This window comes from Amycolatopsis lexingtonensis, assembly GCF_014873755.1.
GTDB lineage: Bacteria > Actinomycetota > Actinomycetes > Mycobacteriales > Pseudonocardiaceae > Amycolatopsis > Amycolatopsis lexingtonensis.
Window position 1 is genome coordinate 6689116 of record NZ_JADBEG010000001.1, and the last position, 17775, is coordinate 6706890.

Below are 17775 nucleotides of genomic sequence, written 5' to 3' on the forward strand. Positions count from 1 at the left end.
GGGGCACTACGGGCTCCTTCTGGGTGTTACTGGCCGGCCGCGACGAGCGGGACGCTGTCGATGCCGGACAGCTTCCACGCGTCGCCCACGCGGGTCATCGACACCTCGAGGCGCAACGGCTTGGCGCTGCTCTTGTCACCCTGGGTGACGGTCGTGGCGATGGCGGCGAGGAAACTGGCCTTGCCTTCGTGGTCGTCCAGCTCCTCGACGGCGATGTCCTGGACGTCCGTGGTGACCTTCGTCTTGGCGTCGGCGAGCGCCTTGCGGAACGTCGGCGCCGACTGGTCGATCTGCTGGGCCATCTTGTCGTCCGACACCGACTTCTGCCGGGCGAAGAAGCCGTCGAGGTCGGTGTAGTCGACCTCGGTGTAGGCCTTCAGCGCGTTGCTGCCCGCCTTGACGACGGCCTCGCGCGAGGCCGCCAGGTCGGCGTTGTCGTCGGCCGCGGCCGCCCACCACTGGATCCCGAAGAACGCGGCGGCGATCAGCGCGGCCAGTGCCAGCGCGCCGGCGCCGAGCACCAGGGTCCGCGAGGAAGACGGCTCCTCGGCCGGCGGCGGGGTGCCGCCGGTGTCCTCGACGGCGGCCGGCTCGTCCGTACTCATGGCACTCCAGGGTAGGTGGCGGTCATCAAATCCACGTCAGGCCAGTCCGAGCAGCGCACCCAGGCTGTTCAGGCTGACGCCGGGGCTGCCGACGATGCCCGGCACGCCGCGGGTGTTGCGCTCCTCCGCCAGCTCCTCGGCCGGCCGGTTCGCGTTGGCCGAGACGTCGGCGTCGGACGGCGCGACCGGGACCCCGCCGTACGGCGCGTTCTGCGAGCCGCGGACGTTGATCGGGCTGCCCTTCGGTTCGGCACAGTACGCTTTGTCGTCCGCGGGCCGCGGCGACAGGTTGTTCCCGGTCCGGTACTGCGAATACGGCATGTAGCCCTTGGTGCAGGCCGGCGGGTTGAACAGGTTGAGCACCAGGCCCAGGTGGGCGGTCCCGTCGCCGGGTGCGACGCTGCTCGCCGCGCCGGCCAGCGCCGGGTAGGTGACCAGGCCCTGCTCGATGCCGTCGAGCCGGGTCACCGTCAGGTTGGCCGTGGTGAGCAGGTTCGCCGTCAGCGCGCCCAGGCCCGGCCCGGACTCCTTCAGCACCTGGCTGACCTGGGCGGCCACCTGCGGCGTGATGCCGATGAGCTTGCGCAGGTCGCCGTCGGAGTTCTTCAGCGTGCCGGTGAGCTCGTTGAGGCTCTTGCTGAACGACGCGAAGTTCGCCGCCTCGTCGTTCTGCGTGTCGAGCACCTTCCCGCCCTGGTCCAGCAGCTGGATCGTCTGCGGGAGGTACTCCTGCGCGGTCGTGGTGAAGCTGCGCGCGGTGTCCAGCAGCTTCTGCAGGTCGCCGCCGGTGCCGCGGAAAGCGTCGTAGGACTCGTCGACGACCGTGCGCAGCGAGTCGACCGGGACCGACGCGGCGAGCGAGTCGAGGTCGCCGATCAGCCGTTCGGTGCTGACCGGGGTGGTCGTCTTGGCCGCCGGGATCACCGAACCCGAGGCCAGGTACGGGCCCTTGTCGGCCTTCGGCTTCAGGTCGACGTACTGCTCGCCGACCGCCGACCGGTTGGCGACGACCGCGTCGAGGTCCGCCGGTACCTGGGGCGCCGACGGGTCGATGTTCAGGTCGGCCTCGAGCCCGGTCGGGGTGAGCCGCATTTCGCCGACCCGGCCGATGTTGTAGCCGCGGTAGGTGACTTCGGCGTTGGTGAAGATGCCGCCCGACTCGTTGAGCTGCAGCTTCACCGTGTAGCCGTCGTTGCCGAACACGGTGCCGAGGCCGGCGAACCGGATCAGCGCGTACACGATCGCGACGACCGAAATGACCGCGAAGGCGATCAGCTGGATCTTCGTCCTGCGCACCAGCATCAGCCCGCACCTCCCGACAGGAGCCCGAAGAGATTGCCGAGGCCCGGCTGCGACTGCCCGGACTGCTGCCCGTCACCGGGGATCGGCAGTGGCGGCGGCTGGTTGGCGGGGGTGCCCTCGACGCCGCCGGTGAGCCCCGGCAGCGGGATCTGCCCGGCGAGCGCGTTCTGCCTGCTGTTGCCGAGGTTTTCGACGACGGTCTTCAGGTTCAGGTCCACCTTCGCGAACAGGTTGAAGTAGTCGCCCTTGACGTCGTTGACGGCCTGGTCGCTGAACGGGAACGTCAGCAGGATCTGCAGGGCCTTCGGCAGGTCGTTGCCCGCCTCGCCGAGCTTCTGCAACGTCGGGGTCAGCGCCTTCAGGTCGGCGACGAGGTCCTTCTGCGAGCGGTTCACGGTGTCGGTGGCGACGCCGGAGAGGTTGTCCAGCGCCTGCAGCATCGTGACCAGCTGGCCGCGCTGCGACTCCAGCACGCCGAGGCCGGGCGCCAGGTTGTCGACCGCGCCGACCAGCTTGTCCTTCTGGCCGTTCAGGGTCGAGGACAGCCGGTTCAGCCCGTCGAGCGCGCGGGTGATGTTGCGCGACTGCTGGTCGAGGTTCGTGACCAGCTGGTTCGCGTTGTCCAGCAGCGCCTTGATGTCCGGCTCGCGGCCGGAGGTGGCGTTGTTGAGCTCCTTGGTGATGGTGTTGAGCTGGTCGACCCCACCGCCGTTGAGCAGCAGCGACAGCGCGCCGAGCAGCTCTTCGACCTCGACGCTGCGGTTCGTCCGGGCCAGCGGGATGGTCGCGTTGTCGGCGAGCTTGCCCTGGGCCTGGTCGTCGCCCGGCGACGCGAGCTCGACGTACTTCTCCCCGAGCAGGCTCGACTGCTTGACGTTGGCCAGCGCGTTGGCCGGCAGCTTGACGTCGCCGTTGACCTTGAGGGTTACCAGCGCGTGCCAGCCGTCCTTGGTCAGGCCGACGTTCTCGACCCGGCCGATCGGCACCTCGTTGACCTTCACCCCGGCCTGCGGGGTCAGGTCGAGCACGTCCCGGAATTCGACGTTCACCGTGTACGGGTGGTCGCCGAGGTCGGCGCCGCCGGGCAGCGGCAGGTCGTAGATGCCCTTGAACGCGCAGCCGGAGAGCACCAGCGCGGACGCCGTGGCGAGCGCTCCGACGGTCAGCAGCTTCCTCACTGGCCACCTCCCGTGCCGTAGAGCTGCCCGGCGATGGGCAGCGGCAGCGGCGGGAGCTTGCCCGCCTGCAGCGCCTGGACCGTCTGCGCCACGGACGGCAGCGGGACCAGCCCGTCGACCACGCCGGCAATGCCTTCGCAGATGTTGCCGAGCGCGTCGAGCGCGTCCGGGGTCTGCTTGAGCAGCCGGCAGATCATCACCAGCGGGGGCTGGGTCAGCTCGTTGAGGTTCGGCCGGGCGTCGAGCGTGCCCGCCGCGCCGTTGTAGGTGTTGACCAGGTTGCTCAGGCCGACCGGGGCGACGTCGAGGATCTCGGCGAGCGAGCTGCGCTGGTCGACGAGCACCTTGGTGACGCCGGCCAGCTTGTCCACGTTGGACTTCAGCCGGTCGTGGTTGGCGTCGATGAACGACTGCACCGCGGTGAGCGTGGTGCCCAGCTGCTGCACGGTCGCGGCCAGGTTGTCCTTTTCGGACGCCAGGTAGCCGCTGACGTCGGCGAGCTGGCTCTCGAAGTTGCGTACCGACTTGTCGGAGTCGGCCAGCGTCTGCGAGAACTTCCCGAGGTTCTCCACGGTGGAGAACAGGTCGTCCTTGTTGCCGGCCAGCGTTCCGGCCGCCTGGCCGAGCTTGGTGATCGTGTCGTGCAGGGCCTGCCCGTTGCCGTCGACGTTGGCCGCGGCGGTGTTCAGCAGGTTCGACAGCGAGCCGTTCTTGTTGGCGCCGTTCGGGCCGAGGGTCTCGCTGACCCGGGCCAGGCTGGACGCCAGCTGGTCGACCTCGAGGGGAACCTCGGTGCGGTCGAGGCCGATCACCGCGCCGTCGGAGATCCGCGGGCCGCCGGTGTAGGCCGGGGCGAGCTGGACGTAGCGGTCCGACACCAGCGACGGCGCCACGATGAGCGCCTTCGCGTCGGCCGGGACGGCGACCGAGCGGTCGTACTCGAGCTCGACCTTCACCTGGTTGCCCATGGGCTGGATCTTGGTGACCGTGCCCATGTCGACGCCGAGCATCCGCACGCTGTTGCCCTCGTACAGGCCGACGGCGCCGGCGAAGTACGCGGTCAGGTGGTTGCGGCCGGCGTCCTTGAGGGTCCACCAAATCCCGCCGGCGACGACGAGCGCGAGGACGATCGCGATGGTGAAACCCCTGGTGAGGGTCTGGCCGAAGCGGGTGTCACTCATTTCGTGTAGCACCCCTCTTCGTTGATCGGGCCGAACGACGGCAGCAGCAGACCGCAGATGTAGTTGTCGAACCAGCGCCCGTTGCCGATGGTGTTGGTGAAGACGCGGATGAACGGCGCGAACTTCTTGATGCCGTCGGCCAGGGAGTCCTGGTTGCGCTGCAGCATCGACGTCAGCTGGTCCAGCGAGGTCAGCACCGGGTCGAGCTGCTTGTCGTTGTCGTCGATCAGGCCCTGCAGCTGCGTCGCCAGCTCACGGGAGCCGTCGAGCAGCGCTGTGATCGCCTCTTCGCGCTTGGACAGCTCGTCCAGCAGCTTGTTGCCGTCGGTGAGCAGCTTCTGCACCTCGGCGTCGCGGTCGACCAGCGTCTGCGACACCTCGCGGGTGTTGGCCAGCAGGTTGGACAGCTGCTGGTCGCGCGAGGCGATGGTGTCCGAGAGCTTCGACAGGCCCGAGAGCGCGCCCTTCACGTCTTCCGGCGTGTTGGCGAAGGTCTGCGAGATGGTGTCGAAGCTCTGCGCCAGCTGCTTGGTGTCGATGTTGTCGACGGTCTGGGAGAGCCCGCGGAAGGCGTCGAGCACGTCGTAGGGGGCCATCGTGCGGTCCCGCGGGATCGCCGTGCCCGGGTTGAGCGCGCCCTGGCCCTGCGGGTCCAGCGACAGGTACTTCTGGCCCAGCAGCGTCTTGATCTTGATCGCGGCGCTGGTCCGGTCGCCCAGCCAGGCGTCCTTGACCTTGAACGACACCTTGACCGACGCGCCGTCGAGCTCGATGTCGCTGACCTTGCCGACCTTGACGCCGGCGACCCGGACGTCGTTGTCCTTCTGCAGCCCGGAGGCTTCGCTGAACTCGGCGGTGTAGGTGGTGCCGCCGCCGATCACCGGCAGGTCGTCGGAGTTGAGCGCGGCGAGGAAGCCGAGCGCCAGCACGACGATGCCGACCAGGGCGATCGGGACGGGGTTGCGCTTCTGGAAGGACTTCATCCCTTGCACCTCTCCCGGTTGGCCGGGATCAGGGGCAGGGGCACGTCGTTGATCAGCGGCGGCAAGCTGACGCTCCCGGTGAACTCGCAGGCGTAGAAGTTGAACCAGGAGCCGTAGTCCGCGGTGCGGGTCAGCGTGCTCACCTTGGTCGGCAGGAACTGGATGAAGTGCTCCAGCTCCGGCTCGTTCTTGTTGAGCTGGTTCGTGAGGTTGCCGAGCGCGCTGATGTCGTTCTTCAGCGGCTCGCGGACCTCGCCGAGCAGCCCGGACGTCGTCTGGGCCAGGTTGCCGAGGCTCTCGATGGCGTCCCCGATCGGCTTGCGGTCCGCGGCCAGCCCGGAGGTCAGCTGCTGCAGCTTGACGATCAGGTCGTTCAGCTGCGGCGTGTGCGCGTTGACCGTGTCCAGCACCGAGTTGAGGTTGTCGATGACCTCGCCGATCACCTGGTCCTTGTTCGCGATCGTGGTGGCCAGCGACGCGGTGTGCGAAAGCAGGCTTTCGACGGTGCCGCCCTCGCCCTGCAGGACCTGGATGACCTCGTACGACAGCTTGTTGACGTCGTCCGGGTTGAGCGCGGTGAACAGCGGCTTGAAGCCGTTGAACAGCTCGGTCAGGTCCAGCGCCGGCGTGGTCCGCTCCAGCGGGATGGTGCCGCCGGGGCCGAGCGTCTTGCCGCCGCTGTTCTCCCCCTCGCCGAGGGAGACGTAGCGCTGGCCGACCAGGTTGCGGAACTTGATCTGCGCGGTCACCCCGGCCGGCAGCTGCCAGCCGGCGTCGACCTCGAACTCGACCTCGGCCTGGCGCTTGTCGACGATCTTGACGTCCTTGACCTGCCCGACCCGGACGCCGGCGATGCGGACGTCGTCGTTGGGCAGCAGGAGCGTCGCGTCGGTGAAGCGCGCCTTGTAGGCGTTGGTGCTGGTGGTGTTGATGTTGGCGATGCTGATCCCGAGGATCGTCGTGAACAGCACGGTGACGACCACGAAGATGCCGAGCTTGATCAGCGGCGCGAGCAGGCCCCTCACTTGACCGTCACCTCCGCGCCCCGGTACAGCGGGCCGACGAGCAGGGCGCTCCAGCCCGGGACGTCCGCGGCGTTCATGCCCAGCTGCGGGCCGAGCAGGTCGGCCAGGAAGCCCTGTTCCGCGCTCGAGTACGCCAGGTCACCGGCACCCGCGCCGTTGCCGGCCGCGTCCGCCTTGAACTTGGCCGGGTTGAGGCCTTCGCCGACGGTCTTCGGGGCGGCCTGGTGCTTCGTGCCGTCCTTGAACGCGCCGTCCGGCGGCTCGGACGGGAACGGCTTCGGGATGTCCTTCATGTCGTAGCAGCGCGGCCCGCGCTTGTCCTCGAACCGCGGCTCTTCCTTGCCCGCCTCGTACGGCGCGCGCGGCACGATGATCTCGATCGTGGCGTGCAGGCCGGGCTTGTCGGTGCCCTTGCCGAGGGCCTGGTCGATCAGCGGGACGTTGTCGGCCATCTGGGAGATCACGCAGGGGTACTCCGGCGCGTACTTCGCCAGCAGCTCGGCCGTCGGCCGGGCGGTGTCGGCGAGGGAGATGATGTTTTCCTTGTTGTTCTGCAGGAACGTCTGCAGGTCGATCGAGGCCTGGGTCAGGCTGCCGTAGAGGTTCGACAGGTTCTGCTGCTGGTCGACCACGGTCCGGGTGGTCGTGCTCAGGTTGTCGAGGCTCTGCACCAGGTCCGGCGCGGCGTCCTTCAGGTGGTCGGAGAACTCCGCGAGCGCCTTGAGGTTGTGCTGCAGCTCGGGCTCGTGCGGGTTCAGCTCGCCGATGTAGGTGCCCAGCTGCGTCAGCGTGTCGCCGAGCTGGTCGCCGCGGCCCTGCAGGGCGGTCGAGATCGCGGTGAGCGTCGCCGACAGCTTCTGCGGCTGCACGGCCTGCAGCACCGGCATCAGGTGCTCGAAGGCCTGGTCCAGCTCGACCGCGCCCGACGTGCGGTCCTGCGGGATGACGTCCCCGCTGGCCAGCGTCTTCGACGACGGGTCCTTCGGGATCTCCAGGGAGACGAACCGCTCGCCGAAGAGCGTCTTCGGCAGGAACCGCGCCGAGACGTTCTCCGGGATCAGCTTCGCCGACTCCGGCTTGAGCGCGAGCGTGAGCTCGGCGCCCTCGTCCGTGGCGACGATGTCCTGGACGGACCCGACGATCAGCCCGCGCACCTTGACGTCGGACTGCTTGATCAGCTGGTTGCCGATCTTGTCGGCCTGGAGCTTGACCGTGACGACCGGCGTGAACGCCTTGTCGTAGAGCGCGATGGACAGCGCCACCCCGCCGACCATCACGGCGATGAGCAGCAGGCCGAGCAGCCTGCGTCGGAGCGTCCTCATCCCGCGATCCTTACCGTGACGTCGGTTCCCCAGATGGCGAACCCGATGAAGAAGTTCATGATCGACACCGTGACGATGGACAGGCGCACGGCCTTGCCGACCGCGACGCCGACCCCGGCCGGGCCACCGGTGGCCCGGTACCCGAAGTAGCAGTGGGACAGGATGATCAAGACGCTGAAGAGCAGCACCTTGATGAACGAATAGAGCACGTCCTGCGGCGGTAAGAAGAGGTCGAAGTAGTGGTCGTAGGTACCGGCCGACTGGTTGTAGATGTAGATGACGACCAGCCGTGACGCGAGGTACGAGCTCAGCAAGCCGATGATGTAGAGCGGGATGACCGCCACGAACCCGGCGATGATCCGCGTCGTCACCAGGTACGGCAGGCTCGGCACGCCCATGACTTCCAGCGCGTCGATCTCCTCGGAGATCCGCATCGCGCCCAGCTGCGCGGTGAACCCGGCGCCGACCGTGGCGCTCAGCGCGAGGCCGGCGACCAGCGGAGCGATCTCGCGGGTGTTGAAGAACGCGGTCAGGAAGCCGGTGAAGGCCGACGTCCCGATCGAGTTCAGCGCCGAGTAGCCCTGGAGGCCGACGAGGACACCGGTGAACAGCGTCAGGCCGACCATCACGCCGACCGTGCCGCCGATGACCGCGAGCGAGCCGGACCCGAAGCTCACCTCGGCCAGCAGCCGGAGGACCTCTTTGGTGTAGCGGCGCAGCGTCCGCGGCGTCCACAGCAGCGCCCGGCCGTAGAACGACATCTGGTCACCCAAGGTGTCCAGCGTCTGGAGGGGTCGATTGGCGACGCGTTTCGCGCCCTGGAGGAACGTCATGGCGCTAGTCCAGCTTTCCGGGCACGATCTGCAGGTAGATCAGGGTGATCACGAAGTTCACGACGAACAGCAGCAGGAACGTGATGACCACCGACTGGTTCACCGCGTCCCCGACGCCCTTCGGGCCGCCGGAGGGGTTCAAGCCCCGGTAGGACGCGACGACGGCGGCGATGAACCCGAAGATCAGCGCCTTGAGCTCACCGACCCAGAGGTCGGGCAGCTGCGCGAGGGCCGAGAAGCTCGCCAGGTACGCACCCGGCGTCCCGCCCTGCAGCACGACGTTGAAGAAGTAGCCGCCCAGCACGCCGATGACGCTGACCATGCCGTTGAGCAGCAGCGCGACCAGCATCATCGCGAGGGTGCGCGGCACGATCAGCCGCTGCACCGCGGAGACGCCGAGCACCTCCATCGCGGCGATCTCTTCGCGGATGGTCCGGGCGCCGATGTCGGCGCAGACGGCGGAGCCGCCCGCGCCCGCCACCAGCAACGCGGTGACCAGTGGACTGGCCTGCTGCACGGTGGCGAGCACGGAGCCCGCGCCGGTGTAGGACTGCGCGCCCAGCTGGCGGGCGAGCGAGCCGAACTGCAGCGAGATGACCGCGCCGAACGGGATCGCCACGAGGGCCGTCGGCAGGATGGTCACGCTCGCGATGAACCACGACTGCTGGATGAACTCCCGCAGCTGGAACGGGCGCTGGAACAGGCCGCGGACGATGTCCAGGCCGAGAGCGAACAGGTTCCCGGTCTCTCGGAGCATCCCGATCCCGGGGATCTTCGCCTGTGTTGCGGGAGAGCTCACCGGCCACCTGGCCCGTTGTCGCGCGGCGGCGGCATCCGGTGCGAGCCGGGTCTCGGCGGCTGGCCGCCGCCCGGGATGCGCGCCACCTGGTCGGCGGGCAGCTGCCCGTGGTGCTGGTTCGGGACGCCGTCACCCTGCGGGCGGGCGCCGGCCGGCACCTGCTGCTGTTGCTGCTGCTGGGCCTGTGCGACGCGGCGGGGGCTGACGCCGTAGTGCCGCTGCTCCTCCGGGCTCAGGGAGGCGATGATCCCCTCCTGCGCGGGCTGCGGCAGGCGGTGCAGGACCTCCATGACCCGGTCCTTGCGGCGGACCGCGCCCATCCGCTGCGGCACCCCCGGCGTCGTCTGCATCTGCGGCGGCACCCCGGAGATGTCCTCGACCCCGCCCGCGTGGTGGCCGGCGTCGAACATCGCCTGCTCGGCGGCCATCTGGGCGGAGTCCTTCTCCTCGGACATGCCGATCGGGCCCTGCATCCGGCCGTTGAGGAACTGCTTGACGACCGGCTCTTCGCTGGTCAGCAGCACCTCGCGCGGGCCGAACATGACCAGTTCCTTGCGGAAGAGCATGCCCAGGTTGTCCGGCACCGTGCGGGCCAGGTTGATGTTGTGCGTGACGATCAGGAACGTCGCGTCGATCTGCGCGTTCACGTCGAGGAACAGCTGCGAGATGTAGGTGGTGCGGACCGGGTCGAGGCCCGAGTCCGGCTCGTCGACCAGGATGATCTCGGGGTCGAGCACCAGTGCGCGGGCGAGGCCGGCGCGCTTGCGCATACCGCCGGAGATTTCGCCCGGAAGCTTCTTGTCGGCGCCGTTCAGACCCGTCATGTCGAGCTTTTCGAGGACGATCCGGCGGATTTCCGTCTCGGACTTCTTCGTGTGCTCGCGCAGCGGGAAAGCGACGTTGTCGTAGAGGTTCATCGAGCCGAACAGCGCGCCGTCCTGGAAGAGGACGCCGAAGAGCTTCCGGATCTCGTAGAGCTTGTGTTCGGAGCAGGTGACGATGTCGACGCCGTTGATCACGCAGCGGCCGCGGTCGGGCTTGAGCAGCCCGATCATCGACTTCAGGAACACCGACTTGCCGGTTCCCGACGGTCCGAGCATCGCCGACACCTCGCCCGGGGGCAGGGTCAACGTGACGTCCCGCCAGATGGCCTGCTTACCGAAGGACTTGGTCAGACCTTCGATGACCACCTCGGCACCCATCGCACCTCCAGGAGCTGTTCCGCGTCATTGCGCCCGCTGCCACACCCATGCCACCCCACGTCGGCGGCGGGTGCGGGCTGTGCAGCACGAACCCGCGTCAACCAGGTGCAACGAGCTGAGTGCGAACAGGTTACTCACCAGTTTTCTTTTCTGGCCAGACCCGGTTCCATCGTCACCCCGCCGTGATCGGCAACTGGAAGCACCGTAGTCCATTCGGGGCAACGACGCAGATCTCCGCGGCCCCGAACCCTCGATTTAGGGACCCGGGGCCAATCGGACACCGCTCCTAGGGGGTCCGCCTTGACCAGGCAAAACGGAAGGGGCGGGCATCCGCGTGGATGCCCGCCCCTTCTCGAGGTGGTGCTTCGGCGCTTACGCGCCCGCAATCACTTGATGGAGATCTTGGCGCCCGCGGCCTCGAGCTTCTCCTTGGCGGCCTCGGCGGCCTCCTTGTCGACCTTCTCCAGGAGGGCCTTGGGAGCGGCCTCGACCAGCTCCTTGGCCTCCTTCAGGCCCAGACCCGAGACGACCTCGCGGACGACCTTGATGACCTGGATCTTCTTGTCGCCGGCGCCCTCGAGGACGACGTCGAACTCGTCCTGCTCCTCGGCGGCGGCGGCCGGAGCGGCACCCGGGGCGGCGGCCACGACGGCGGCCGGCGCGGCGGCGGTGACGTCGAAGGTCTCCTCGAACTCCTTCACGAACTCGGACAGCTCGAGGAGGGTGAGCTCCTTGAAGGCGTCGATCAGCTCGGCGGTGCTCAGCTTCGCCATGATGGCTTCCTCTCAGAAAAACGAACTAGACGTTCGGGGTGGGGGTGGTTCAGCTCTCGGCGGGTGCTTCGGCTGCTTCGGTACCGGCGGCGTTGCGCTGCTTCTCCTCCAGCGCGGCAGCCAGGCGGGCGACCTGGGACGCCGGCGCCTGGAACAGCGCGGCGGCCTGGGACAGCTTCGCCTTGAACGCGCCCGCTGCCTTGGAGAGCAGGACCTCACGGCTGTCGAGATCGGCGATCTTGTTGATCTCGTCCACGGACAGCGCTTTGCCGTCCATGTAGCCGCCCTTGATCACAAGCGCGTTGTTGTCCTTCGCGAAGTCGCGAAGCGCCTTGGCGGCGTCGACCGCTTCACCCTCGACGAAGGCGATGGCGGTGGCACCGACGAACAGGTCCTCGAGCCCCGTCACGCCCGCGTCTTCCGCGGCGCGCTTGACGAGGGTGTTCTTCGCGACCCGGTACTTGGCACTGGTGCCGAGAGCGCGGCGCAGCTGGGACAGCTGGGACACGGAGAGGCCGGTGTACTGGGTAACGACGGTGGCCGAGCTGTTGCGGAAGCTCTCCGCGATCTCGGCGACGGCCGCCACCTTGTCGGGCTTCGCCATGGTCGCCTCCTCTCTTGGCTAGTGTTTCCACTGGCGTCGAGGAGCCCCCAAACGACGAAACGCCCACGCGCGAGCAGGCGCGGGGCGTCATTCCGGCACGCGTGCCGGAGCCTCGTTCCTCCTGCGCGGGCCGCCCGGCGAGTGCGGGACCTTCGTTCCCCACGGAAGCGGGGAAAACCAGCGGTCTTCGGTAGAACCGTCGACAACTATACCGGGTGGTTCGCGGGCGCTTCTCCCGGGGGCCGCCCTGACCTGCGTTTAGGGCGGCTGGGGGTTCCCCGCGACGGCCCGGAGGGCATCATGGTGACGTGGCGGAGCAGCGCGATGACGGAAAGCCGGGCTCGGAAGTCGAACCGGCGGGCTCTTCGACGCCCGCTTCACCGCCGGCTCAGCCACCGATGGACCCGGCGCAGCTGGAGCAGTTCCGCCAGTTCCAGCAGTTCCAGGACTACCTGCGCTTCACCCAGTCCCAGCAGGGCAACCAGCCGGCCCCGCCCCCGGACGCCGGCGTCGTCCAGGCCCCGCCGTCCCAGCCGGCGCCGCAGCAGGGCGGCGCCCAGCCGCCGATGATCCCGCCGGGGTACCAGCTGGTGCCCGCCGAGCGCCGCCGCGCGCCGAAATGGGTGAGCTGGCTCGGGAAGAAGGTCCTCGCCTGGGTCCTGGCGCTGGTGATCCTGGCCGTCGCGGGCACGTGGCTGTACAACCACTTCTTCCCGAACGACTCGGGGAAGACATCGGCCCAGCTCGCCCAAGAGGGCGGCGGGAAGTACCACACGAACCACTTGTTCTCGACGAACCCGTACGAGGCGGTGCGGTTCGTCTACCACAACATCGCCCAGGGCCGGATCGCCGACGCTTGCGGCCGGTTCCAGAACGAGGGCACGCGCGACATCCAGACGCAGTTCGCGCAGGACATCGCGCAGACGTTCCGCCAGAACGCCGCCCAGACCGACTGCAAGAAGGCCGTCGAATTCCTCACCACCCAGGTGACGAACAAGAACGACTACGCCGAATCCCTGCCCTCGAGCGTCTCGGCGCCGCTGCCCGGCGACACGGTGACGATCGATTCCTGCACCTTCTCCGTCCAGGGCGGCCCGGCGCTGGGCGTCTTCACGGTGTCGCAGGTCGACAAGGGGCAATGGCTCATCACCGGCCACGCCATCGGGCCGGCGAAGTGCAGCGGAGTGCCCACGACGTCGCCGACCGGCTGACTCAGCGCGGGTGGGGCGCCGACAGGAACGCCAGCAGTGCCTCCGAGAACGCCGGCGACATCACCGCCGTCATGTGGTCGCCCGGGATGCGGACCAGCCTCGCGCCCGCGATCGCCGCCGCCAGCCTTTCCGGCTCCGCGGCCAGCTGATCCTGATCACCGGCCAGCACCAACGTCGGCACGCCGATCGACGACAGATCCAGGTGCCCTTCCTTCGACGCCAGCGCCACCGCCGCCAGCGCGCGCCGGTCGCCGCCGGTCGCGTCGGCCAGCAGGCGGAACGGGACACCCGATGGCGGGACTGTCGACGGGTCCTCCGCCAGCAGGGCAGAAGCGATGTCCGCCGGCTTCACCACGCGGAGGTCGACGCCGCCGAAGTCGACGATGCCCGAGCCCACGCCGCCTGTAGCCAGGCAGCGGATGCGCTTGTCCGCCGCCGTGGCGGAGAGGGCGATGATCGCGCCCATCGAGTAGCCCACCATCGAGACCTCGTCGAGGGCCAGCTCGTCCAGCAGGGCCGAGACGTCGCGGGCCATCGAGTCTTCGGTGTAGCAGGCCTCGTCGTGCGGCTTCTCCGAACGGCCGTGGCCGCGCGCGTCCAGGGAAATCACGGTCAGGCCGGCGGCACGCAACGCCGCCACGACGCCGGTGGAGATCCAGTTCGCGTTCGTGTCGGCCGCGAAGCCGTGCTGGAGCAGCACCGGGCGGTGGGCGCCGTCGCCTTCCCACACGGTGTAGTTCAACCGGAGCCCGTCGAACGACGCGAAAGTCGGCATGCCGTCCATCAGACACGAAGAAAGGGCGCCCCCGCAGCAAGCGGGGACGCCCTTTCTGGTGATGTCCGACTCAGACGGCAGCTTCCTCGGCGAGGAGGTTGCGGGTCCGCAGCGGGTCGACCGGGATGCCCGGGCCCATCGTCGTGGTGAAGGTGACCTTCTTCAGGTAGCGGCCCTTCGCCGAGGACGGCTTGGCGCGGAGGATCTCGTCCAGCGCGGCGGCGTAGTTCTCGACCAGCTTCTCCGTGTCGAAGGAAGCCTTGCCGATCACCAGGTGCAGGTTGGCCTGCTTGTCGACGCGGAAGTTGATCTTACCGCCCTTGATGTCCTTCACGGCCTTCTCGACCGCGGGGGTCACCGTGCCGGTCTTCGGGTTCGGCATCAGGCCACGCGGGCCGAGGATGCGGGCGATGCGGCCCACCTTGGCCATCTGGTCCGGCGTCGCGATCGCGGCGTCGAAGTCGAGCCAGCCACCCTGGATGCGCTCGATCAGCTCGTCGGTGCCGACCGCGTCCGCGCCGGCGGCTTCGGCCTCGGCGGCCTTGTCGCCGACGGCGAAGACGATGACGCGGGCGGTCTTACCGGTGCCGTGCGGCAGGTTCACGGTGCCGCGGACCATCTGGTCGGCCTTGCGGGGGTCCACACCGAGACGCATCGCGACCTCGACGGTCGCGTCCATCTTGGTCTTGGAGGTCTCCTTCGCCAGCTTCGCGGCCTCGAGCGGCGCGTACAGGCGCGCCTTGTCGATGAGCTCCGCAGCCTGGCGGTATGCCTTGCTGTGCTTGGTCATGCTTCTGTCCTTACTTCAAAAACGGATCAGTGTGGTGTCAGAGCCAGCACTCGGCTCTCCCACGGGTAGTGCTGCGAACGTCAGGCGTCGACGACCGTGATGCCCATCGACCGGGCAGTGCCGGCGATGATCTTCGCGGCCTGGTCGATGTCGTGCGCGTTGAGGTCGGTCTCCTTGGTCTTGGCGATCTCGCGGACCTGGTCCCAGGTGACCTTGGCGACCTTGGTCTTGTGCGGCTCGCCGGAGCCCTTCTCCACGCCCGCGGCCTTCAGCAGCAGCTTGGCGGCCGGCGGCGTCTTCAGCTTGAAGTCGAACGACCGGTCTTCGTAGACGGAGATCTCGACCGGGACGACGTCCCCGCGCTGCGACTCGGTCGCGGCGTTGTAGGCCTTGCAGAACTCCATGATGTTGACGCCGTGCTGACCCAGCGCCGGGCCGACCGGCGGCGCGGGGTTGGCCGCACCCGCCTTGATCTGCAGCTTGATGATCGCCGCAAGCTTCTTCTTCTTGGGTGGCATTTCTTTTCCTGTCCTGTACTACGTTCCCCGCGTACCTGCCGTGGACGTGGGGACTGCGGCCGAGAAGGCCGGCCGTCAGATCTTGGAGACCTGCGTGAACGACAGCTCGACCGGGGTCTCCCGGCCGAAGATCGACACCAGGACCTTCAGCTTCTGCCCGTCGACGTTGACCTCGGAGATCGTCGCCGGCAGCGTCGCGAACGGGCCGTCCATGACCGTGACCGACTCGCCGATCTCGAAGTCGACCTCGACGGCCGGGGCACCGAGCGGCGCGGACGCGGCGGACTCGCCCTTGCTGGCCTTGGCCGGGGCTTCCTTCTCGACCTGCGGGGCGAGGAACTTCAGCACCTCGTCCACGGTCAGCGGCGACGGCCGCGAGGTGGCGCCGACGAACCCGGTGACACCCGGCGTGTTGCGCACCGCGCTCCACGAGGCGTCGTTCAGGTCCATCCGGACCAGGATGTAGCCGGGCAGCACCTTGCGCTGCACCTGCTTGCGCTGGCCGTTCTTGATCTCGGTGACCTCTTCGGTCGGGACCTCGATCTGGAAGATGTAGTCCTCGACGTCCAGGGTCTGCGTCCGGGTCTCGAGGTTGGTCTTCACCTTGTTCTCGTAACCGGCGTACGAGTGCACGACGTACCACTCGCCGGGCGCGGCGAGGAGCTCGGCGCGCAGCTTGGCGACCGGGTCCTCGTCGTCGGCCTCGGGCTCGGCGGCCTCGTCGGTCACGTCGTCATCGGCGGCGGCCTCGTCGGAAGCGCCCTCGTCAACGGAAGCGGCTTCGTCGACCTCGTCGGACACCTCGACGGGCTCCAGGTGCTCGGACTCCTCGTCACCGAGTGCTGCGTGCACCTGCTCGTCGGAAAGCTCGGTCAGGTCGTGACCGGCTGATGTGCCGTTGTCGGAGGTCACGTTCCGTCCTCTCAGTTGATCATTGCCGGGTCGGTCAGGCCGGCCCGCGCGGCACGGCGGCGGGTCAGCCGAAGATCGCGCCGATGCCCTTCTTGAACGCGAAGTCCAAGACGCTCACCAGTGCCACCATGAACACCACGAAGACCAGCACCACCGCGGTGTAGGTGACCATCTGCTTGCGGTTGGGCCAGATGACCTTGCGCAGCTCCGCCCACACCTCGCGGATGAAGCGCATCAGCCGTGCGAACACGGAGGCCTTCTTCGCCTTCTGATCCCGCTTCGGAGTCGGAGCGCCCTTGGCGTCGGGGGCGGTCTTCTCCCCCGACTTCCCGGCCGGGCGGGTCTTGTCGTCCGCACGTGCCGCGGACTTGCCCGCCGGACGAGCGGTCGCACGGCGCTCACGCCGGGCAGCGGCTGTGACGGGACGGGACGGGCTCTCGGGCTTCTGCCCGTTGCCGTCCTGCTCCTGCTCGCCGCCGCTGGCGTCGCTGTCGCTCACGACCACTCCTCCGCTCCACCAGTTCCGTTACGCAGGGGTGACAGGACTTGAACCTGCAACCTGCGGTTTTGGAGACCGCTGCTCTGCCAATTGAGCTACACCCCTGTGGAGTCCCGATCGCTCGGAGCCCCGGAGGACGCATTCCATCATCCCCACCATCCAGGCGGGGATGACCGTAGTGCGTTCCAAGTCCCGAAGTCTACGGCAAGCCTCGCGAGAGCTCGCAACCGCGCCCCCCGATCGACCGCCGAACCCCGGCCGGCCTGCGGAAAACTCTCCGCCGACGACGTGATCATGCCAGGATGTCCGCCATGACGGACACCCCCGGTCGGATGGCGGTGGCCGGGACGCGCCTCGGGCTCGCGCTGCCCCAGTACGGCACCCTCGCCGACCCCGCCGCCGTCGCGCGCTTCGCGACCGCCGCGGAGGACCTCGGCTTCGGCTCGCTCTGGGTCGGCGACCGGATCCTGACGCCCTTGGCGCCGTCGGACCTGTACCCGGGCGGCGGGACGCCGGAGCACCCGTACCCCGAGGAGTTCGAGACCTTCGCCGACCCGTTCACGACGCTGGCCACCGCGGCCGCCGTGACCCGGACGGCCCGCCTGGGGATGAGCGCGCTGACCGGCCCGGTCTATTCCCCGGTCCTGCTCGCCAGGGCCCTGACCTCGCTCGACCTGGCCAGCTCGGGACGGCTGGACGTCGGGTTCGGGCTGGGCTGGCTGCGCGAGGAGTACTTCGCGACCGGCGTTCCGTGGGAGGGCCGGGGCAAGCGGCTCGACGCGGTGCTCGACGCGCTGGAAGCGTTGTGGACCGGCGACCCGGTGGCGCACGAAGGCCCGCAGTGGCGGATCGCGCCGTCCACGGTGGGCCTGCGCCCGGCACAGGACCCGCGGCCACCGGTGCTGCTCGGCGGGTTCTCCCCGCCGGCGCTGGCCCGGGTCGGGCGCCGCGCGGACGGCTGGCTGGCCGGGTGGATGCCGAAGCAGCACCTCGACGGCCTCTGGTCGGTCGCCCGCGAAGCCGCCGAGCGGGCCGGGCGCGACCCGGGCGCACTGCGCCGGGTGCTGCGGATCAACCCGCGCCAGGGCACCGGCGTCGAGACCGCCGCCGACGTCCTCCCCTGCCTCGACGTGGCCCGTGAGCTGGGCATTTCCGAAGTGCTCGTCGACCTGCACTACGTCGCGCGGGACGTCGACCACGCGGTGGAGCTCGCCGCGGACCTCATCGCCAAGGCGACCTGACGCACCTCGCCGAATGTGACGC

Annotated in this window: 19 protein-coding genes and 1 tRNA gene; 2 read left to right on the forward strand and 18 right to left on the reverse strand. The window is 68.9% G+C overall.

The genetic code is table 11. The features are described 5' to 3' along the window. Nucleotides 1–26 precede the first annotated feature (26 nt). The 12 genes from H4696_RS30420 to rplJ all read right to left on the reverse strand — a co-directional run bounded on the left by H4696_RS30420 (nucleotide 27) and on the right by rplJ (nucleotide 11807). Entirely contained in the window at nucleotides 27–605 is a 579-nt protein-coding gene (locus H4696_RS30420) for a hypothetical protein (RefSeq protein ID WP_086860676.1), read from the reverse strand. 36 nt (nucleotides 606–641) lie between these two features. Continuing rightward, nucleotides 642–1907 carry an MCE family protein gene (locus H4696_RS30425; protein ID WP_086860678.1) on the reverse strand — a complete coding sequence of 422 codons (1266 nt, stop codon included), beginning with the start codon at nucleotides 1905–1907 and terminating at the stop codon, nucleotides 642–644. Then, nucleotides 1907–3085: an MCE family protein gene (locus H4696_RS30430; protein WP_086860680.1), complete on the reverse strand. Its 1179-nt coding sequence runs from the start codon at nucleotides 3083–3085 to the stop codon at nucleotides 1907–1909. The genes H4696_RS30425 and H4696_RS30430 overlap by 1 nt, the downstream gene beginning before the upstream one ends. Beyond that, nucleotides 3082–4266, reverse strand: a complete 1185-nt coding sequence (locus tag H4696_RS30435) for an MCE family protein (protein ID WP_086860682.1) — start codon at nucleotides 4264–4266, stop codon at nucleotides 3082–3084. Before H4696_RS30435 ends, H4696_RS30430 begins: the two co-directional genes overlap by 4 nt. Continuing rightward, complete coding sequence (locus tag H4696_RS30440) at nucleotides 4263–5249, reverse strand: MCE family protein (RefSeq protein ID WP_086860683.1); 987 nt, start codon at nucleotides 5247–5249, stop codon at nucleotides 4263–4265. The genes H4696_RS30435 and H4696_RS30440 overlap by 4 nt, the downstream gene beginning before the upstream one ends. Next, nucleotides 5246–6274: an MCE family protein gene (locus H4696_RS30445; RefSeq protein ID WP_086860685.1), complete on the reverse strand. Its 1029-nt coding sequence runs from the start codon at nucleotides 6272–6274 to the stop codon at nucleotides 5246–5248. Before H4696_RS30445 ends, H4696_RS30440 begins: the two co-directional genes overlap by 4 nt. Then, nucleotides 6271–7596 (reverse strand): MCE family protein, encoded by a 1326-nt coding sequence (locus H4696_RS30450; protein ID WP_086860687.1) that lies wholly within the window; start codon nucleotides 7594–7596, stop codon nucleotides 6271–6273. The genes H4696_RS30445 and H4696_RS30450 overlap by 4 nt, the downstream gene beginning before the upstream one ends. Then, nucleotides 7593–8429, reverse strand: coding sequence for an MlaE family ABC transporter permease (locus H4696_RS30455; RefSeq protein WP_003060266.1), 837 nt, complete (start codon nucleotides 8427–8429; stop codon nucleotides 7593–7595). Before H4696_RS30455 ends, H4696_RS30450 begins: the two co-directional genes overlap by 4 nt. Before the next feature lie 4 nt (nucleotides 8430–8433). After that, entirely contained in the window at nucleotides 8434–9186 is a 753-nt protein-coding gene (locus H4696_RS30460; protein ID WP_013222532.1) for an MlaE family ABC transporter permease, read from the reverse strand. Between the two features lie 38 nt (nucleotides 9187–9224). Further along, a complete protein-coding gene (locus tag H4696_RS30465) occupies nucleotides 9225–10430 on the reverse strand; it encodes an ABC transporter ATP-binding protein (RefSeq protein WP_086860689.1) in 1206 nt (401 codons plus the stop codon). Between the two features lie 386 nt (nucleotides 10431–10816). Next, the gene (gene rplL, locus H4696_RS30470; protein WP_086860691.1) at nucleotides 10817–11203 is read right to left on the reverse strand and encodes a 50S ribosomal protein L7/L12; all 387 of its coding nucleotides are present in this window, start codon (nucleotides 11201–11203) and stop codon (nucleotides 10817–10819) included. Between the two features lie 49 nt (nucleotides 11204–11252). Continuing rightward, nucleotides 11253–11807, reverse strand: coding sequence for a 50S ribosomal protein L10 (rplJ, locus tag H4696_RS30475; protein ID WP_086860692.1), 555 nt, complete (start codon nucleotides 11805–11807; stop codon nucleotides 11253–11255). Between the two features lie 308 nt (nucleotides 11808–12115). Between rplJ and H4696_RS30480 the strand changes: the two genes are divergently transcribed. Next, the gene (locus H4696_RS30480; protein WP_086860694.1) at nucleotides 12116–13018 is read left to right on the forward strand and encodes a hypothetical protein; all 903 of its coding nucleotides are present in this window, start codon (nucleotides 12116–12118) and stop codon (nucleotides 13016–13018) included. A gap of 1 nt (nucleotide 13019) precedes the next feature. On the opposite strand, the gene H4696_RS30485 is transcribed toward H4696_RS30480, so the two are convergent. From H4696_RS30485 to H4696_RS30510, 6 genes are all read right to left on the reverse strand, one after another. Continuing rightward, a complete protein-coding gene (locus H4696_RS30485) occupies nucleotides 13020–13793 on the reverse strand; it encodes an alpha/beta fold hydrolase (RefSeq protein ID WP_086860696.1) in 774 nt (257 codons plus the stop codon). A gap of 70 nt (nucleotides 13794–13863) precedes the next feature. Beyond that, nucleotides 13864–14583 carry a 50S ribosomal protein L1 gene (rplA, locus tag H4696_RS30490; RefSeq protein WP_086860697.1) on the reverse strand — a complete coding sequence of 240 codons (720 nt, stop codon included), beginning with the start codon at nucleotides 14581–14583 and terminating at the stop codon, nucleotides 13864–13866. 80 nt (nucleotides 14584–14663) lie between these two features. Further along, on the reverse strand, nucleotides 14664–15101 hold the full coding sequence (rplK, locus tag H4696_RS30495; protein WP_043781763.1) for a 50S ribosomal protein L11: 438 nt from the start codon (nucleotides 15099–15101) through the stop codon (nucleotides 14664–14666). 75 nt (nucleotides 15102–15176) lie between these two features. Beyond that, entirely contained in the window at nucleotides 15177–16013 is an 837-nt protein-coding gene (gene nusG, locus H4696_RS30500) for a transcription termination/antitermination protein NusG (RefSeq protein ID WP_086860699.1), read from the reverse strand. A gap of 64 nt (nucleotides 16014–16077) precedes the next feature. Continuing rightward, a complete protein-coding gene (gene secE, locus H4696_RS30505) occupies nucleotides 16078–16518 on the reverse strand; it encodes a preprotein translocase subunit SecE (protein ID WP_086860701.1) in 441 nt (146 codons plus the stop codon). A 26-nt stretch (nucleotides 16519–16544) separates the two neighbouring features. Further along, nucleotides 16545–16617, reverse strand: a tRNA-Trp gene (locus H4696_RS30510). A gap of 206 nt (nucleotides 16618–16823) precedes the next feature. Between H4696_RS30510 and H4696_RS30515 the strand changes: the two genes are divergently transcribed. Next, nucleotides 16824–17753: a TIGR03619 family F420-dependent LLM class oxidoreductase gene (locus H4696_RS30515; RefSeq protein WP_169734997.1), complete on the forward strand. Its 930-nt coding sequence runs from the start codon at nucleotides 16824–16826 to the stop codon at nucleotides 17751–17753. Nucleotides 17754–17775: the final 22 nt, after the last annotated feature.

What these genes read in the sequence shown, in the direction of transcription:
- H4696_RS30465 (WP_086860689.1), bottom strand. Translation starts at nt 10,430, where the DNA reads ATGGGTGCCGAGGTGGTCATCGAAGGTCTGACCAAGTCCTTCGGTAAG.
- H4696_RS30420 (WP_086860676.1), bottom strand. Translation starts at nt 605, where the DNA reads ATGAGTACGGACGAGCCGGCCGCCGTCGAGGACACCGGCGGCACCCCG.
- rplL (WP_086860691.1), bottom strand. Translation starts at nt 11,203, where the DNA reads ATGGCGAAGCTGAGCACCGCCGAGCTGATCGACGCCTTCAAGGAGCTC.
- rplJ (WP_086860692.1), bottom strand. Translation starts at nt 11,807, where the DNA reads ATGGCGAAGCCCGACAAGGTGGCGGCCGTCGCCGAGATCGCGGAGAGC.
- rplK (WP_043781763.1), bottom strand. Translation starts at nt 15,101, where the DNA reads ATGCCACCCAAGAAGAAGAAGCTTGCGGCGATCATCAAGCTGCAGATC.
- H4696_RS30485 (WP_086860696.1), bottom strand. Translation starts at nt 13,793, where the DNA reads ATGCCGACTTTCGCGTCGTTCGACGGGCTCCGGTTGAACTACACCGTG.
- H4696_RS30460 (WP_013222532.1), bottom strand. Translation starts at nt 9,186, where the DNA reads ATGCTCCGAGAGACCGGGAACCTGTTCGCTCTCGGCCTGGACATCGTC.
- H4696_RS30435 (WP_086860682.1), bottom strand. Translation starts at nt 4,266, where the DNA reads ATGAGTGACACCCGCTTCGGCCAGACCCTCACCAGGGGTTTCACCATC.
- H4696_RS30515 (WP_169734997.1), top strand. Translation starts at nt 16,824, where the DNA reads ATGACGGACACCCCCGGTCGGATGGCGGTGGCCGGGACGCGCCTCGGG.
- H4696_RS30440 (WP_086860683.1), bottom strand. Translation starts at nt 5,249, where the DNA reads ATGAAGTCCTTCCAGAAGCGCAACCCCGTCCCGATCGCCCTGGTCGGC.
- H4696_RS30425 (WP_086860678.1), bottom strand. Translation starts at nt 1,907, where the DNA reads ATGCTGGTGCGCAGGACGAAGATCCAGCTGATCGCCTTCGCGGTCATT.
- H4696_RS30450 (WP_086860687.1), bottom strand. Translation starts at nt 7,596, where the DNA reads ATGAGGACGCTCCGACGCAGGCTGCTCGGCCTGCTGCTCATCGCCGTG.
- rplA (WP_086860697.1), bottom strand. Translation starts at nt 14,583, where the DNA reads ATGACCAAGCACAGCAAGGCATACCGCCAGGCTGCGGAGCTCATCGAC.
- H4696_RS30455 (WP_003060266.1), bottom strand. Translation starts at nt 8,429, where the DNA reads ATGACGTTCCTCCAGGGCGCGAAACGCGTCGCCAATCGACCCCTCCAG.